This window comes from Microscilla marina ATCC 23134 (assembly GCF_000169175.1).
GTDB lineage: Bacteria > Bacteroidota > Bacteroidia > Cytophagales > Microscillaceae > Microscilla > Microscilla marina.
Genome location: NZ_AAWS01000010.1, coordinates 1 through 17,815, shown reverse-complemented (window position 1 = coordinate 17,815; position 17,815 = coordinate 1). Strand labels below are relative to the sequence as shown.

The window sequence follows — 17,815 nt, the reverse complement described above, 5'->3', positions numbered from 1 at the left end:
ACCTGATGTAACCTGCGGATTAATTTTGGTATTTTTTGCTGTAATTTTTCACTATTTGATCACAAGTCTGGTTAAATCAATATGTTTTGAGTAAAACCTAAAATTCTAACGTCATAACAGCTGGGTAGTTGTACGGCAAAAACATTAATTTCAGAATTAACGTATTTCGGGAATAATTGCCCCAAAAGCCTGCTCAATATCGGCAATCAATGCTTCGGGTGTTTCTAACCCTATACAAAAACGAATCATATTTACTGGTGGAACAGCCCTGTTATAATTGGCAGAAGTATGTAGTACACAAGCCGGAAATATCAAAGATTCATGTCCTCCCCAAGAACACGCCATCAAAAAACGTTGTAAATGATTGCAAAACTTTTCTATTAAAGCTATGTCATCAATGGCAAGCTCTATAGTAAATTGCCCTGCCCCTTTAGTCATTTGCTTTTTGGCAAGTGTATACTGAGGGTCACTCTCCAGATAGGGGTAGTATATTTTGCTTACCATTGAATGCTCCTGCAGGTAGTTTACTACTATGGCAGTGGTAGCACTTACTCTGTCCATTCGCGTGGGTAAGGTACGTAACCCTCTGAGCAAAAGCCAGGCATTAAACGGAGCAACAACTCCCCCTAACGTCATATACTCGGAGGCAAAAATTTTATTGGTCATTGCTTTACTGGCACACAAGACTCCCGCCACAGTATCGCTATGCCCACTGATGTATTTGGTAGCTGAATGTACCACTATGTCAATTCCATAATCTATAGGCTTTTGAAACAAGGGGGTAGCATAACTATTATCGATAATGGTAACAATGTCATGTTTTTTGGCAATTTGTGCCACTGCCGCCAAGTCTTGTTGCTCAAATGTCCACGAATTGGGGCTTTCCAAAAACAACACACGCGTATTGGGCTGGATAGCACTTTCAAAGTTTTGTGGATCTGTTCCGTCTACCATGGTGTTGGTAACTCCAAACCGGTTAAGGAAGCTATTCAACAATTTATTAGTCCAGCTATAAGGTTTTTGTACGCATACCACATGGTCACCTTGGTTTACATTGGCTATCACCGCCGCAGCAACCGCAGCACTACCACTGGCAAACACCAATGCATCCTCAGCGTTTTCTAAAGCCGCCATTTTTTGCTCAAGTATGTGGGTGGTAGGGTTGTGCCCACGGGTATAAAAAGGCATTTCAGACTCTTGCTGCAATGTTTCACGCATTTTTTCTACTGTATCAAACGAAAACATTGCTGTTTGCATAATGGGCGGAGCAACTGCCCCTGCATACTGCGATCGGTCTTCACCTAATTCGTTAATTATATAAGAAATATCCATTGGTTGTTCTAAGTAGTTATTTTATTTTTGCCCAAGTTATAAAAAATCAGTGGATGGCACCTGTAGGTTTTGACTATAAAGTTTACGACTTTCACTCCAAAGCATTTAGTAATTATCAAATATGAATCAAAAAACATTGCAAGATAAAGTAGTAATTATCACAGGAGGGTCTTCGGGTATTGGCAAGGCTTGCGCCGAAACATTTGGCAAAGCAGGAGCAAAAGTGGTGATCACGGGGCGAAATAATGAAAAGTTAGTGAAAGTATCAGATATGCTCAATATAGAGCAAATAGACAATTTACCAATTGTGGCAGACTCCAGCGTTGAAAGCGACTGCAAAATGGTGGTGAAAGAAACCATCGATAAATATGGTAAAATAGATGTGCTGATCAATAATGCCGGAATATCTATGCGGGCAATGTTTGCTGAATTGGACTTATCAGTCATAGAGAGAGTTATGCAAATCAATTTTTTTGGTACAGTATACATCACCAAATTCGCCCTTCCGTACCTCACCCAAACCCAAGGTTCTATAGTGGGAGTATCTTCTATAGCTGGCTTCCGAGGCTTGCCAGGACGTACAGGTTATTCTGCCTCTAAGTTTGCTATGCAGGGTTTTCTTGAGTCTTTACGCACTGAATTGCTCAAAAAGAATGTCAATGTATTGGTAGCTGCCCCTGGTTTTACATCTTCTAATATTCGTAATGCTGCCTTGGTAAAAGATGGTAGTTCACAAGGTGAAACTCCCCGTGATGAAGGAAAAATGATGAGCTCCGAAGAAGTATCCAAGCGTATACTTAACGCGGTGGTAAAGCGTAAAAGAAGCTTGGTACTTACCCGTCAAGGTAAACTTACAGTGCTGCTCAACAAACTATTCCCTGGGTGGATGGATCAGATGGTATACAATACAATGGCCAAGGAAAAAGACTCTCCACTTAAGTAGTATCAGGTTTTTTGGCGATCACAACAGCAGTACAAACTTATAAAAACCATACTAAATCTTTTTCCATCTTTTTAAAAAGCACCATTTTTCTTGAAAAGCCTAATAACACTCCACTAAACACACAAAATATATCAAAAAACTTTGGCAAATACCATAAATACATTTAGCTTATTTTTATATAAAAATAATCCTATCTCAGATTAATTCAAATATTGAGGAACTTATATGGATTTAACTAAGTTGCTCAAACCAGTGATAAACCACACAGGTTTTACCTGCTTTTTTGTCAATTTCTTAGTTAATCGCTAATATTGCATTCACATTAGACATTTGATTTATCTTTAAAATAATATAGCCCATGGCAAAAATCAAAGTTGCGATCAATGGTTTTGGTCGAATCGGACGAATTGCTTTTCGTGCATTATTGCAAAAAGACAACGTAGAAGTAGTTGCTATCAACGACTTAACAGACACAAAAACTCTTGCTCACCTACTAAAATATGATTCTATCCACGGAAGATTTCCTGGGGAAGTTTCTGCCGATGACAACAGCCTGACTGTAAATGGTCAAAAATTGTTGGTTTTTGCAGAGAAGGAGCCAGCAAAATTGCCTTGGGGAAAACACAAAGTTGATGTAGTGCTTGAATCTACAGGTCGTTTTGTTGAGAAAACTGCTGCTCAAGGACACATCACGGCTGGTGCCAAAAAAGTAGTGATCTCTGCACCTGCCAAAGGTGGTGTACCTACCGTAGTGTTAGGGGTAAACGACGAAACTTTGTCGAATGAAGAGCCTATTGTTTCTAATGCTTCTTGTACCACCAACTGCCTTGCTCCTATGGCAAAAGCGTTGGATGATGCTTTTGGTATTGAAACAGGTTTTATTACTACAGTTCACGCTTATACTGCCGACCAACGTATTCAGGATGCACCTCACAAAGATTTACGCCGTGCTCGTGCTGCTGCTACCTCTATCATTCCTACCACTACTGGCGCTGCCAAAGCTGTGGGGTTGGTATTGCCCCACCTTGCTGGCAAACTAGATGGTATTGCCATGCGTGTTCCATTGAATGATGGTTCTTTGACTGACTTTACGTTTAAGGCAAAAAAATCAGTGACTAAAGAAGAAGTAAATGCTGCGTTGAAAGCTGCTGCTGAAGGTCCAATGAAAGGCATTTTAGAGTACACTGAAGATCCTATCGTTTCTATTGATATTGTAGGTAACCCTCACTCTTGTATTTTTGATGCTCAACTTACTTCTGTAAGCGACAACCTAGTGAAAGTAGTAGGTTGGTATGACAACGAGGCTGGTTATTCTAACCGTGTAGCTGACTTGATCGAACGTTTAGGCAAAATGGCAGAAACTGCTGTAAATGCTTAACTTATAAAACCCAATTGAAAAAAGCTCCAAAACCAATTGGTTTTGGAGCTTTTTTCACTCTAGTCAAAACTTAGTAAGCCCTGCATCCACTGCTGTTTGGACACCGATTTATAACAAATTTTGGTAAAAGCAGCCAGCACTTGTTCGTTTTCAATAACTCTTGCCAATTGTTTGGCTATTGATCTCTCATAACGGGTTGCCCATGATTGTTCCACCAAGTCTTCTACCTCTTGTGTTACCAGATACACTGCTGTATCTTTACTACATTTAAGCCCTTTTAAATGTAGTTTTTTGGGCAGTAACAATGCAATATCAATCAAACTCAAATAATACAACTGCTCTATTAGATAATTACTGTCTCCCCACTGGAACTCTTTGGGTACTCCCAATCTATGCTTTTCGCAAAACAAAGGCAATGTAGCATCCTGTACATCTACAAAATCAATATTGAGTGGAATGTTGGATTTTACTTTTGGCAATTTTAAATACAGGCTTTTTTCTTGCCAAAAAAACAGTTCTATTCCAGTAATTCTGTACTCTTTTTCATCATAACACAGGTTAATTCTGGTAATTATATCCGTAATATTTTCCTGATTTGCCACTGCTGTTTTAATACATAGGTTCATTGTTTTTTGAGCAAAGGTATCAAACCAATAACAAGGCAGGTTTTCTACACCTTGAGTAGCATTAAGCCCCTCGTCTTCATTACTTTTTAGAAAATGATTGCCCCATTCTTTCAAACGTTTACTACGTTCTTTTTTTAAGTGACACTTCAGTAATTGAATCGCCTCAAGATTGTTAATGTACGCCAAAGTTTGAATGGCCAAAAACCTGGTATTTACCTTAGACGCTTTTAGTTTTTGGCGCACATATTCAAGCGAATTATTTTCAGCTTTTGCTAATATTCCTGCCACCAACGATATAGTCTCAGGGTCATCTTCAGTCTCGAAAAAACTCCATAATTTATGCTGATATTTTGCCAAATAAAGCCCCTGCAACAAAGTAAGCATTTGCTTAGTATAAGTCTGATGTTCAGCAAGTTGATTCGACTTTGGATTGATCAATAGTCCCTTCATGAGTAACTCCAGCCCAGTTTGCTTAAGGTATTTGGCAACTAACTCCATATACCGAAAACGTTTGACCAAATCACTGGTTTTGTACTTAACAACTACAGGGAATGCCCTTCTGCCATACCCCTCTAATAACCACTCAGTCATCATCAATTGTAGAGATGATTCTCCTGCTTCTGCACAAGGCTCATCATTCAACAAGTCATACACCTCTGTAATAATTGTAAAACCTAGTTCTTTATAATCATTAGGAGCCATGCTACACATTTGAAACACCAATTGGCAAAGCTCAGGTAAAGCATCTATTTGGACAACTAAGGCTTGCACAAGGTGGTCATACTTTTGAACATCTATGCTCAATAACAACTCTGCCATTGACACGATGGCAGCATTGCCTTGTTTACAAGCATCACCAATGAGTACACTCAGGTTTTGGTCAAAGTTTGACTCTATTTGTGACTAATAGCTTGATATAAAGGTCACTTTTTTTGTATTGTTTAAATACCTGATAAGTATTTGTAAAATCTTGCTTAAGTATATACTTTCCTACCGAGGTTAAATGCCCTTTTTTGGTTTGCATTGCTCTTGCCAAATGTCTGACAGTTATCTGCAATATTTCGTAAGCTGCGTGATGTTTATCCAAGGCTTTATTCAACCTCCGGAATACATTATCAGAAGGGTTATATCGTATTTCTTTTGCCAGTACCTCACCATACGCCTGCAGGGTACACTCAATGATAGCTGGTTGGCTAAGCACTTCAAATAACCGTTTGTCGTACCTTGACCATTGGCTCAATTCAGGCAAATACTTTAGTAGTTCATATAGCTGAAGTTGTTCATAGTCTTCTTCCTTTAAATCAAGCTCAAACACTGGATGTATATGGGTAATAAACCTAATAAGCTGAAATAGTTTCTCACCTATTGCCACATGATTGCTCTCCGATACCAGCTGAAGGTATCGAGTTAACCTCAAAGTATAAATTTTATCCAGCCTTCTTTTACTTATTTCTTTTATCAGGGCTTCAATGGTTTCTGTAGTCATTTATATTTCAGCTATTATTAATGTAGTATGTTAAAATAATATTAAGGAAAAGTAGCTTTTTAAATCAACCAACTTTCAGCTTACAATATTAGCATTTGCTTATGTAAAATTAGCAAATTAAAAGAAAGTATCCACTAAAATCAATTATTATACTTGAATATCTAATGAAATTAAAAGAGTCACCACTTATATTTTATAATAACCCATAGGCAATCAAATTGCTAAAAAAAGTCAAATAATAATCTTAGCATAAAAAAAATTTAACATACGCATAATTATATAAATCAAAATATTAAATAATTAAAACAATAACATGCAAACTTTAAGCTCTAAAAATACCTGAAAACCGAAACAAACAAACACATTTCCACCTCTAAAAGCATTATCAAAAAATATCCTTATTTTACGATTAATGCTTAAAATATTACCTTTTTGTTTATGGCAAACAAGCTAAGTATCCGCTAAGATTATACAACACCTTCCTTCATTGGCATCAAAAGGCTTTGTTGTATTATACAAAGTCAAGTATATAAATTTTCAAGTTATTTTTTTTAATGGAAACTTACACAAAACACAAATCACCCCTCTTTGATTAGGAGTCATTTTGAAGTGTTTATACCTTTGTTACTGAAAAAATGGCACACATCAGGTTAGGTAATTTCTCATACCAGCAGCTAGACTAACTAACCCTACTCAGTTTTAGATTTCATAAATATTAACCAACAAAGCTTAAAATTAGGAACATGATGCTATTCAACATCAAAGGGTTAACTATGACCTTTTGTCTCACTTATATATTATGTAGTTGTGCGTTGTTTGAAAAAGAATTCATTCTGCCCCTTCCAGTAGCAGAAGAAGCCGATCAAGTTAACGCAGTAGGGTTCACTGCCCGCTGGAAAAGTGTAACAGGAGCCACTGGGTATGAAATAGATATAGCTCTTGATGAAAACTTTGGCGAAATACTTAGTGATTATAAAGGTAAAAAAGTAGAGTCTAACGCTTTAATTATAACTAACCTGGAAGCCAATACTACTTACTATTATAGGGTGAGAGCTCAGATCTCTAACCAAACCTCCCAAAGCTCCAATATTATCAAAGTTACCACTGCTGAGCTTAATACTCCCATTGTATATGAAGCTAGTGAAGTGACTGCTACTGGATTTAGGGTTCACTGGAAAAAAATGCCTGTTGTTGGCACCTACTTACTTGATATTTCTACTAACAGTCAATTTGCCAACTTTTTGCCAGGTTTCAAAGACAGAGAAGTAAGCAATGATACTACATTTCTGGTAAGTAATATAACTGTAAACACCACTTATTTTTATCGTATCAGAATAAAACAATCTGAATCTTACTCTGCTTATTCTAATGTGCAATCAGTACTTACGAGTACTTTGCCCCAACCTGTGACAGTGGCAGCGACCAACATACAATTAACAAGCTTTATAGCTCACTGGAAAGCAATGCCTGAAGCTGTTTCTTATAGAATAGATATAGCAAAAGATGCATTGTTTCAACAAATACTCAGTGGATATAATAATACCGAGGTTACAACCAATAGTTTGGTTGTTGCCAACTTAGACGCCAATACCGCTTATTACTACAGAGTAAGGGCAGTAAATGAAGAGTCAACCTCTAATCACTCAAATATCACAATAGCTAACACGCTCAACTTAGACGCTCCTCTAGCTACTGAAGCTACCTTGATAGAAAGTGGCAGCTTTAAAGCACACTGGAACCCTGTAAATAACGCCGCCTCTTACTTGTTAGACGTGGCACTTGACCCTGCTTTTTCGCAAATATTACCTGCATACAACAGTGTAGCCATCATTGGTACCGAATTAGTAGTACAATCTGTAGATGCCAGCACCAGTTATTACTACCGGGTAAGGGCTCAAGGCCTAAATGCCACTTCAGAGAACTCTAATGCCATAAAGGTTACTACTGATTTGTTGCCAGCACCTGTAGCTACTGCTGCTTCTGGTCAAAAAATATTTGAGTTTACCGCCAACTGGCAATCTCAAGATGGAATTAACTTGTATTTATTGGATATAGCAACCGATGCTGGCTTTGTAAATATAGTAACCGGATATAATGGCAAGGAAGTAGCAGGGACATCGTATAAGGTTCAAGGACTGGACTTTAAAGCAACTTATTTTTATCGCTTGAGGTCTAAACGCCTTACAAAAGTATCAGATTACTCTAATACTATTCAGGTAGACGCTTGTATCAGTAACACTTGTAAAGTTTCAAGGATTCAGTTTTTTTCAAATGGTACTCCTATTACAGAAGAACAAACATTTACTTATAATGCTCAAAGTCAACTAATCAGCATTAACTACCCTAAGCTACCAAATGCAAAAAACACCGTTACTTATAATGGTGATGGCAGTATTCAAAAGGTGGTGTATACATATAATAGTTCGGTCATTCACACACATATCTATACATATAGTGGTGGAAGTTTGATTTCAATAAAACAATATGATGGTGCAAGTACGTTTAAGGAAATGTGGACATTCTCTTATAATGCTCAAAACCAACGTACATCTTGGAGCATATACTCTGATGAGACTCAAGTGAACTTAACATCAAGGTTTGACTATACTTATGATGCTAAAGGAAATGTAGTAGAGGTAAAAGACCAAAATGGCACTTCTATCAGACAATACCAGTACGATGATAAGCTTAGTCCTTATGCTACTATTCACCCTGACCTTTGTTTTTTTGTATCAACCAACCGCGATAACTGGACAACAGGTAGTGTTCATCGTGATGAAAACGAGTACAGAGGCTTCTTACCAATAAATAATATAAAAAAGGAAGTAATAAGTGGCACAACTACTGAAGTGTTTATATTCAACTATAACAGTAAAGGCTTAGCTACTTCAAAAGAGGCATTTTATTCGGCTATATACACTATGACAGGCTGTAGTTTTTAAAAAACTCAATCGAAAAACGAACAATGATGAAGTACATAAAAAATAACACAACAAGTCAAAAGAAGCTACTGACGCCACCTTTGTTGATTACAGTTGTTTTATATCAACGCCAGTTATCTATCAATAAAATAAGGGCGAAGATACCTAATAAACAAGTATATCAAAAGTATTATAGAAGGTCACCGTTTTTAATCAATCATCAATAGAACCAATACAAAGCACATCTGGCTCACAAAAAAAAGAGAATGAAAAGGTTTATTATATATATATGTTTCTTATGTTCATGCAATATTGCATTCGCACAAACTCCTGACTCCACTAATGGCTTGCAATTAACCGTAGCTGAGGACATGCTGAACTTAAAAGTAAAAGGTTTAAAAAAGGAACAGATTTATTCGGCTACTAAAACTCTGGAGGCATTTATGACTTCACCTGTATCGGCTACTGTTATAAGCCGTAAGATGATTCAACAAACAGGTGCAACAAACATTGCTGAAGCACTTAGACTTGCCCCTGGCTTGTGGGTAAATCAAAAAACCAACGGCAACTATGAAGTATACATGCGAGGTAATCAAACCCCTTCTGGTGGATTATTACAAGATATGAAAAACGGTCAATTGATGGTAATGATTAACCATGTGCCTCAATTTGATTATTTGTTTGGAGGAGTGATATGGGAAGCTTTACCTGTAAGTGTGAACGAAGTAGATAGAATTGAAGTAATACGTACACCTTCTACTGTATTTTTTGGTACTACTGCGGTTACAGGAGTCATACACATTTTCACACAAACCGTACAAGACAATGACTTGAAAGTTGATATAAATACCCAAGCAGGTGTATCACTCCAAAGTATACAAGAAGGCAACAGAGATGTTTCTTCATTTAATAACCTATCTTTAAGCTTTGGTGCATCAGATAAGCTTCGATTTCGTTTATCAACTAATTATCACTCAGTCAAGCGATCTCAAGACTCTTATTATTTACTCAACGAAGATAGGTATATACAAAGTGACTCGCTATTGTTTTACAAACATGATGTAATAGAAACAAACCTAAACACCAAACTTGCTCAAGAACGTATAGGAACCAATGCTTATGTATTTTACAATCCCTCAGAAAAAGTTTTTGTAACCACTCAGTTGTCTTACCAAAGTTCTCAGGCACAAACAATTCACTCTGATGACACATTGGCTCTTGCTCAGAGAAGATCAAATATGTATGGCATAAACCTCAATGCTTACGTACATAATTTTCATTTCAATGGCTCTTTTCAACAAGGAAAACGTGATTATGCTATAGGCTATGATGGTAATCACTATCAAATCAATCAATTTCTTGCATCGCTTAACTATCGTCTAAGGTACAAGGGTGTATTGATTCAACCTGAAGCTGGTCTTCTCCGAGGTAAAAGCTCCTCGATAGAAACCCCCGATTCCATAAGAACATTGACAAATTATTATGCATTTTTTAAGACAGATTTAAATCCTGTACGTAACTTACGTATTGTCGCATCGGTAAGAGGGGATATATATGAACAACAAAAAACACCTTATTTATCTTATCAACTCAGTTCATCTTATAAGTTAGGTACTCACTTCTTACGTGGAAGCTTTACCTACAATGAAGGGCTCCCTCTGGTACGTAAAGAACGACAAAATGCACATCATTCGTTACTGTCAGGGGCTACCCCTAATAAAAACAGAGTAGCAGAGTTTGGTTGGAACGCACGAATATTATCAAAAATTCGTGCGTCTGCTGAGGTATTTTATACTCAAGGTGAATACAACTATACTACTTTTGATACTGTAGCAGTGTCTAGTGAAGAGCCTGTACCTAATATATTTTCTATCACTCAGGCTGGAGCATCAGCCCAAGTGAGTGTTTGGCTTAACAAGTTTCAAGTAGGCGGTTTTGTTACAATGCAACGCTCAGGCAGAAACCTGGAACAACTTATGAACAATGAGATAAATGGTGCACCACAGATATTTGGTGGTTTTCAGTTAAACTATAATGGCTTGCTTAACCGATTGACAGCCAATGCCAATGTATACTTTTATGGAAAGCATGATATTACTACTCAATACCAAACATTGACTATACCAGCCAAAACACTTTTAAATATTAAGGTAGATTACAAAGTTTGGAACGAAAATAGTATTTTCTTTAATGCTAGAAACGTTCTGAATACATCAACCATAGAACACGCTTATGCTGATAGTATTGCCGGAATGTATTTGATAGGATTAAAAATCAGTATCTAATTATGAATTATGACAACAAGCATCAACAAGTAATCATACGAGCGCTTTGGCTTTGGTGCTTTTTATTACTTACAATACACCAGGTACAAGGTCAAACGAATGCTCAAGATAAAACAAAGGATTCTTTAAAGGTATTAAAGCTTAATACCGAGTTTGAAACTGCTATCAAACAAAAAAAATATACCCAAGCAATTAGCTTAGGCAAAACGGCTTTACAAATATCTGAAAAACAGCTATTTGTAAAAGGAAAGATCAAATGTCTGACCTTGTTTGGACAACTGTATACTACTACCAACAAAACCTCGGAGGCGCTTACTTATTTTTTGCGGGCAGAAAGCTTTGCCCAAAGTTTTAATGCAGAAATACAACTCATCAATATATATGATAATTTAGGACAGTTTTATCAAAAGCTTAACCTTTTTAAGAAAGCACTACAGTATTTAACTCAAGCGTATGATTTACGCAAAAAAAACAATTACCTGACGGGGTTAGATCAAAACCTGGAAAATATAGCATTTTGCCACTCAGTACTAGAGCAATACACCAGCACTCAGGTATTTTATGAAAAACTGGTAGGCTTATATCGCAAACAAAAAAAGCAGGAGGCTGTCATTAATACCATAGAAAAACTAGCCTTGATCACCTCTGTTAGTAAGCAATATAATAAAGCCATCAAGCATTATTTAACATTGCTTAACTATTACAAAAAAAAGAAAGATATAAGCAAAATATCTAATATATATAATGACCTTGGTTTTTTGTATCAACGTAAAGATGATGCACAAACCGCCATTAACTACTTTGGTTTATCATCAGAAATTACCCGACAAAAGTCTAATCCAATCCCTGATGACCAACGAATTACGCTCCTAATTAATACCGGGGTTGCCTATACCAACCTGGAGTCTTTTAACAGGGCAAAGAAGAATTTTCAGCAAGCCGCTCAATTAGCCCAAAATGACCCGCTAAAGCAAGCAGAGATTCACAATTATGCGGGCTCTAACTATTACCTCAGTGGTAACAATTTTCAGGCATTAAATGAGGTAGAGCAAGCCATTGCTATAGCGCGCCCCAAAAAAGCCTGGAATATACTGTTGACAAGCTATAAATTATTGTCGCTCATACACAAAGAAGAAAGAAACAACAAAAAAGCTCAGGAGTTCAATATTCGTTATTTGGCGCTTAAACGACAGTTAAAAGATGATGCTGCCAAAAGAAAAAAAGATGCTTCTTACAACTTGGCTTTGATGGATCAGCAGGAAAAACGAATAAAAAATGTATTGGCGCAGGAACGCCAATATGCAGAGCTTCAGGACAAACAAGAGCAACAAAAACGAGATTTGGCGCTAAAAGATAACCTTGTACAATTACAACAAAATCAACTCGCGTTGATTACAAAAGAAAGAGAACTGGATGCAGCTAATTATCAAAGGGCTCAGCTAGACAAAGTACGCCAAGAACAAGCTTTACAAATAAGTGAAGGAAAGCTTCGTGAAGCTAAGCTGGCAGCAGAGAAATCAAACGCAGCGCTTGCACTAGAACGCGAAAAAGCGGCAAAAAAGCTCAGGGAAGAAAGAAACCGAAGACAGGTAGCCGAGTTGGAACGTCAAAAGCAAAGCCAAAAGAAGGAGCTTGAATTACAAAAAGCAAGGCAAAAATATGCCATTGGTATTATCATACTCATTGCAGCCATACTTGGTTTGGTATCCTGGGGTTTAATAGTAACCAGAAAAAACAAGCGGAAGCTACAAAAACAAAAAACTAAAATAGAAGACCAAAATGGTGAAATTATCTCGCAAAATGAGGAGTTATACCAACAGCAAGAAGAAATTATGGCGCAGCGAGATGCCATTGAACAAAAAAACACTTTGCTTAGTAATCAAAACCTGCATATTCAACAAAGTATACAAGCAGCTTTGACCATTCAAGATGCTATAGCTCCTAACCCCGAAAAAACGGGGAACCTGCTAGGTACTCATTTTATTATTTACCGCCCAAAAGACATTGTATCTGGTGACTTTTACTGGCTTGAAAAAGTAGAAAACCGAACATTTGTGGCTGCGGTAGATTGTACTGGACACGGTGTACCAGGAGCTTTTATGTCTATGATAGGCAATAACTTATTAAATCAAATACTACAGTTACAAAAAATTCATGAACCAGATCAAATACTCACAGCCTTGAATAAGGAAGTAGAAACTGTTTTACGTCAAAAAGAAAAGGGTTATCGAAACGGAATGGATATGATACTGGCAAGTTGGGAACAAGGCAAGGCACCTTTAGAAGTAGTGTTTTGTGGAGCCAAACGTCCACTTTATCACTATAAAAAAGCCACCGATGAAATGCAACGTATCAAAGGTAACCGTTACTCTATTGGGTATCAAAACCCTGGTTTTGAACAAGAAGTAATAACAGTAGAGCCAGGAGATAGTATATATTTATGTAGTGATGGTTTTGTAGACCAAAATAATGAAGCCCGAAAGAAGTTTGGTTACAAACGGTTTGAAGCACTACTGCATGACTGTCAGCAGCACCCTATGGAAAAACAACAGGAAATAATAGAGCAAGCTCTAGACCAACACATGGGGAGCGCAGAACAACGAGATGATATTTTATTAATAGGGGTAAAGTTTTAGTTTACCCCTTTTTTTTATGCTTATACCCGCATTGTTGTTGGATTAAAAACCTAAATCTAGGCAAACCTTTTCGCGAGTTCTTTACGTAGTGATAGGTATACTTACTTTTTTTGAAAACTATATGTGGTCTAAGTTTAACAAAACCCTTTCTAAGTTTATAAAAAATACTGACGATACAAGTCAGACAACCTCCCCTACTCAACTGATTGAAATTACAATTCAAGAGTTAGAGGATGCCATTACAAAAACCCAGACTTCTCTTCATCAAACGTCTGAAAATCAAGAAAATATCAGACAAAAATACCAGGAATACCAAAATAAATCATCTCAACTTTACAAGGAAGCAATCACTGCTACCAAAAACCAAGAAGAAACACTTGCGCAAGAACTGATTCGCAAAAAAAACCTGGCTGACAAACAAGCTGGTCAATATGAAGTGTTGTACACCAATGTGTCTAATACAGTATACCAGTTTGAGTCTCAGATAGCGAAGATGCGTATGAAAATAGAAGAGCTCCGCTCTAAAGAAGTAGTACTGAAAGCTAAACTTGAAAATGCCCAAACTCAAAAAGAGTTGGGGGTTTATTTGACAGAGCTTAATCAAAATACAGACTTAGAAGCTTTTGAAGACGAAATTAATGAAATAGAATTAGAAGCTAAACTTGTAAATGATTTGCAAAGTTTAGACGATGAAGCGTTTGAGCAATTAGACAATCAAACCAGTTTAAGTAACCTTAAAAACAGTGTTGCTGCTGAAGAACAAAAACTACAAGAGCAACGTGATGCTCATCGCTTCAAAAAAATTAATCAGATTTTTGAACAAAACTCTGGCAAAGAACAACAGTTGGGACAAAACCAACAAAAAAGCTATCAAGCAAAAAAACAAGCGCTTCTACAGGCTTTGATGCAGCAAACACCTCCATCAGACAGTAAAACAGTAGATATTAGTTCATTTTTTGATGGTACTAATGTAGAAACTCCCCCTACCAAGGGGCAAGATAATACTAGTAAAAGCCAACAAATTCTCGAAGGTTTTTCCCAACATTCTCATACTGTACCCACAGACTCGAACAAGGCTGACAACAAAAAAGGGCTGTTTGACAACTTTTTTGGAGACGATGACTCAGGTCAGACAACAGAAAAGAAGCAAGCAAAAGAAGATGATTCAAAGTCTGCCAACCAAAAAAAAATAGACGACTTTTTCAAAGATTAAACTTTTACCTATTTTGGTATAAGCACTCATACTTCTACCCCAAGGCGCTAAAAACGCTCATTTGGTAGACGCATGGGTATGCACTTATATTATTTTTCTAATTAACCTAATAAGTTTTTTACCTACATGGCTATATCGCTAAAAAAAGGAGGAACATTTAACCTCTCTAAAAAAGAACCCGGACTAGAAAAAATAATGATTGGTTTGGGCTGGGAAGTAAAACCAGGCAACTCGGTAGACCTTGATGCGTCAGTGTTTATGCTGGGAAGTAATGGTAAGCTTATATCTGAAGAATATTTTGTGTTTTACAATAACCTCAAGTCACCAGATGGGTCATTGCAACACACTGGCGATAACCGTTCAGGTAAAGGCGATGATGATGATGAGATGATTCTTGCCAATATGCCTCTCATTAACGCTGATGTAACCGAGATATTAATTACGGTCAGTATTCACGAAGCCGATGCACGCCGTCATAACTTTGGCCTGTTAGATGAGGCATACATTCGAATAGTGGATGTAAGTACTCAAAGGGAAATTTTGCGTTACGACCTTGATGCTGAGTTTACAAACAATACTGATGTAGAGTTTGGTAAACTTCATCGCGCAAGCGGTGAATGGAGTTTTATAGCCTCAGGCATAGGCTCTAACCAAGGTCTGCAGGGGTATGTAGATGCTTATGCATAAGTGAATCTATCAAGATCAAGTGTCTGGGTGTATCAGCCTAAACACTTGATTTTCAAACACCAGACAATAACTCTAACTTAATTAAGACAAACGATCAATGGGAATCTCACTCAACAAAAAAACGGGTATTAACCTAAAAAAAGGCTCTTCTATATCACTGGAAAAGCAAGGAAAGTTATTAGAAGAAGTATGCATTGGGCTTAACTGGGGGGCTATTCAAAAAAAAGCCTTGTTTGGCTTGGTAAAGACTGCTCATAGTGTAGACCTTGACGGAAGTGTATCTATGTTTGACAAAGATAAAAATGAGTTGGATACAGTATACTATAGCAAGCTTCAATCTAAAGATGGAGCCATTAACCACAGCGGTGACGATGTTCGTGGGGATGCAGGTGGTGACGATGGCATAGACAATGAAATTATTGAAATTAACCTTGGCAAGGTAACCCCCGAAGTTGAGCAAATTGTGTTTTACCTCAACTCATACAATGGGCAAGACTTTGCAAATATACCTTATTCTAAGATTCGTATTTTTGAGGGTAGCCGCCACAAGGTAGATGATGTTTTTGCTACTTTTAACCTATCAGCTGACGCTTCTTTTGCAGGCAATGTGTCTATGATTTTGGGCAAATTGATCCGCACCCGAAACAACTGGAAGTTTGAGGCCATTGGTGATGCTATACCTACTAAAAAAATACAAGATACAATCCCTTATATTAAAGAAAACTACCTTTAAACACCTCAGCACAACTTACTGATGTTTTACTTTTGCATTTACATAAAAAGCTTACAGTTAAAACTTCAGGTGTGGTCAAAACAACATTAATCAGGGATGACACAAGGGGTGTTGTCATCCCCTTTCTCCCTGTTACTTTAGAGGCAGCATTTTTATTCAAGACCATGCTGTTATAGTTTTAAAAATAACTTCACACTTTTACATCAAAAGACTTTACAAATGGCTATATCACTGCAAAAAGGAAACAGGTTTAACTTATCAAAAAAAGAACCTGGGCTTGATAAAATAATGATTGGGTTGGGTTGGGAGGTAAAAGCGGGCAACACCCTGGATTTAGACGCTTCTGCGTTTATGTTAACTGGTAATGGTAAGTTACTTGCTGACGAATATTTTGTATTTTATAACAACTTAAAATCTCCAGATGACTCATTGCAACATACTGGAGACAATCGCACTGGGGTAGGCGATGATGACGATGAAATGATTCTTGCCAATTTGCCTTTAATTAACTCTAATATTACTGATATATTGATCACCGTAAGTATTCACGAAGCACAGGTGCGACATCATAACTTTGGCTTGCTTGATGAAGCTTATATCCGAATTTTAGATGTAAATACCAAACGAGAAATACTAAGATATGACCTGGACGCAGAGTTTAGGATCAATACTGATATTGAGTTTGGACGATTGACAAAAGCAGATAATGACTGGAACTTTGTAGCTTCGGGCATAGGAAGCAACCACGGCCTGCAAGGATATGTTGATGCATATGCATAAATCTTATAGAAGCTGGCAAACAAACATATTCACCAAAAACCGGCAACTTCTCAATAGGGTAACTAACTGTTAATTAAACCTTTATGGTAATTTCGTGATTTATAATATATTGAGAAGCTACTAAAAATAGCCCAAGTAATTCATCAAGCTAAACAAAGTTAAATCGTTTTTTATCCCGATGCTGGAAATAATTCTAAAATCCAGATTTTTGAAGACCACACATGCTAGATAAGCAATGTCTTTACTACGCCTCACTTTTTGGTGGATGCTAATTTTATCCACAATATATTGATGGTCTGGGCAAATTGGCCTGCCCTTGAATAACCCAAAATTTGAATGGCAACATCTAAGAAGTAACCAATACTTTACCCCTAATAAAGCTTCTGTACCTTTGAAAACAGTTTTTTTGGTACATTACTACAAAAAACAGTCGCCATCTGTTGCTTGTGTTTTTTCTTTTTTATTAGTTGCAGTTATAAACACTCAATATTACTCCCTACCACAAGAAAACTACTTACCCAATGTCCAAAAATGTGTTTGGGCATACATTTTTTGTATTTTTTTATTACATCACGACATTTTACCGCTTGATCGAACGTTTTAATTATCCTTTGACAGAAGGATAAAACCACACAATCAAATTCAACCTTTTTGACTTGTTTTTATAGATATTACAAATTTTGACAACTGTCATGAATTTACAAAACACCGATAATGCCAACGGTATTCTGCTAAAAAAAGGAAGTAGTATCTTCCTTGAAAGAGAAGGAAAGTACCTAAATGAAGTATGTATGC

General features: G+C 37.0%; 12 protein-coding genes. 9 read left to right on the top strand and 3 right to left on the bottom strand.

Annotated elements, in window-relative coordinates; genetic code table 11:
- Positions 1-156: 156 nt before the first annotated feature.
- A complete protein-coding gene (locus tag M23134_RS10705; RefSeq protein ID WP_002695855.1) occupies positions 157-1,332 on the bottom strand; it encodes an aminotransferase class I/II-fold pyridoxal phosphate-dependent enzyme in 1,176 nt (391 codons plus the stop codon).
- A 121-nt stretch (positions 1,333-1,453) separates the two neighbouring features.
- Between M23134_RS10705 and M23134_RS10700 the strand changes: the two genes are divergently transcribed.
- Positions 1,454-2,275 (top strand): SDR family oxidoreductase, encoded by an 822-nt coding sequence (locus M23134_RS10700; RefSeq protein WP_002695851.1) that lies wholly within the window; start codon positions 1,454-1,456, stop codon positions 2,273-2,275.
- 358 nt (positions 2,276-2,633) lie between these two features.
- Positions 2,634-3,653 (top strand): type I glyceraldehyde-3-phosphate dehydrogenase, encoded by a 1,020-nt coding sequence (gene gap, locus M23134_RS10695; RefSeq protein WP_002695847.1) that lies wholly within the window; start codon positions 2,634-2,636, stop codon positions 3,651-3,653.
- Between the two features lie 59 nt (positions 3,654-3,712).
- Here gap and M23134_RS10690 read toward each other — a convergent pair whose 3' ends face one another.
- A complete protein-coding gene (locus M23134_RS10690) occupies positions 3,713-5,098 on the bottom strand; it encodes a hypothetical protein (RefSeq protein WP_002695845.1) in 1,386 nt (461 codons plus the stop codon).
- A 61-nt stretch (positions 5,099-5,159) separates the two neighbouring features.
- The gene (locus M23134_RS10685) at positions 5,160-5,765 is read right to left on the bottom strand and encodes a hypothetical protein (protein ID WP_002695843.1); all 606 of its coding nucleotides are present in this window, start codon (positions 5,763-5,765) and stop codon (positions 5,160-5,162) included.
- Positions 5,766-6,538: 773 nt separating this feature from the next.
- On the opposite strand from M23134_RS10685, the gene M23134_RS10680 reads away from it, so the two are divergent.
- From M23134_RS10680 to M23134_RS10650, 7 genes are all read left to right on the top strand, one after another.
- Positions 6,539-8,707 (top strand): fibronectin type III domain-containing protein, encoded by a 2,169-nt coding sequence (locus M23134_RS10680; protein WP_082226551.1) that lies wholly within the window; start codon positions 6,539-6,541, stop codon positions 8,705-8,707.
- A 350-nt stretch (positions 8,708-9,057) separates the two neighbouring features.
- On the top strand, positions 9,058-10,971 hold the full coding sequence (locus tag M23134_RS10675; protein ID WP_002695838.1) for a TonB-dependent receptor: 1,914 nt from the start codon (positions 9,058-9,060) through the stop codon (positions 10,969-10,971).
- 2 nt (positions 10,972-10,973) lie between these two features.
- Entirely contained in the window at positions 10,974-13,607 is a 2,634-nt protein-coding gene (locus tag M23134_RS10670) for a SpoIIE family protein phosphatase (RefSeq protein WP_002695837.1), read from the top strand.
- Between the two features lie 121 nt (positions 13,608-13,728).
- Positions 13,729-14,820: a PspA/IM30 family protein gene (locus tag M23134_RS10665; protein ID WP_045113367.1), complete on the top strand. Its 1,092-nt coding sequence runs from the start codon at positions 13,729-13,731 to the stop codon at positions 14,818-14,820.
- 126 nt (positions 14,821-14,946) lie between these two features.
- Entirely contained in the window at positions 14,947-15,507 is a 561-nt protein-coding gene (locus tag M23134_RS10660; RefSeq protein WP_002695834.1) for a TerD family protein, read from the top strand.
- Between the two features lie 97 nt (positions 15,508-15,604).
- Positions 15,605-16,240, top strand: coding sequence for a TerD family protein (locus tag M23134_RS10655; RefSeq protein WP_002695831.1), 636 nt, complete (start codon positions 15,605-15,607; stop codon positions 16,238-16,240).
- A gap of 219 nt (positions 16,241-16,459) precedes the next feature.
- Entirely contained in the window at positions 16,460-17,020 is a 561-nt protein-coding gene (locus M23134_RS10650) for a TerD family protein (RefSeq protein ID WP_002695829.1), read from the top strand.
- The last annotated feature ends 795 nt before the right edge of the window (positions 17,021-17,815 follow it).

Excerpts from the sequence above, each read along its gene's own strand:
- M23134_RS10690 (WP_002695845.1), bottom strand. The coding sequence starts at position 5,098 with ATGGCAGAGTTGTTATTGAGCATAGATGTTCAAAAGTATGACCACCTT.
- M23134_RS10655 (WP_002695831.1), top strand. The coding sequence starts at position 15,605 with ATGGGAATCTCACTCAACAAAAAAACGGGTATTAACCTAAAAAAAGGC.
- M23134_RS10680 (WP_082226551.1), top strand. The coding sequence starts at position 6,539 with ATGACCTTTTGTCTCACTTATATATTATGTAGTTGTGCGTTGTTTGAA.
- M23134_RS10670 (WP_002695837.1), top strand. The coding sequence starts at position 10,974 with ATGAATTATGACAACAAGCATCAACAAGTAATCATACGAGCGCTTTGG.
- gap (WP_002695847.1), top strand. The coding sequence starts at position 2,634 with ATGGCAAAAATCAAAGTTGCGATCAATGGTTTTGGTCGAATCGGACGA.
- M23134_RS10675 (WP_002695838.1), top strand. The coding sequence starts at position 9,058 with ATGCTGAACTTAAAAGTAAAAGGTTTAAAAAAGGAACAGATTTATTCG.
- M23134_RS10660 (WP_002695834.1), top strand. The coding sequence starts at position 14,947 with ATGGCTATATCGCTAAAAAAAGGAGGAACATTTAACCTCTCTAAAAAA.
- M23134_RS10650 (WP_002695829.1), top strand. The coding sequence starts at position 16,460 with ATGGCTATATCACTGCAAAAAGGAAACAGGTTTAACTTATCAAAAAAA.
- M23134_RS10685 (WP_002695843.1), bottom strand. The coding sequence starts at position 5,765 with ATGACTACAGAAACCATTGAAGCCCTGATAAAAGAAATAAGTAAAAGA.
- M23134_RS10700 (WP_002695851.1), top strand. The coding sequence starts at position 1,454 with ATGAATCAAAAAACATTGCAAGATAAAGTAGTAATTATCACAGGAGGG.
- M23134_RS10665 (WP_045113367.1), top strand. The coding sequence starts at position 13,729 with ATGTGGTCTAAGTTTAACAAAACCCTTTCTAAGTTTATAAAAAATACT.
- M23134_RS10705 (WP_002695855.1), bottom strand. The coding sequence starts at position 1,332 with ATGGATATTTCTTATATAATTAACGAATTAGGTGAAGACCGATCGCAG.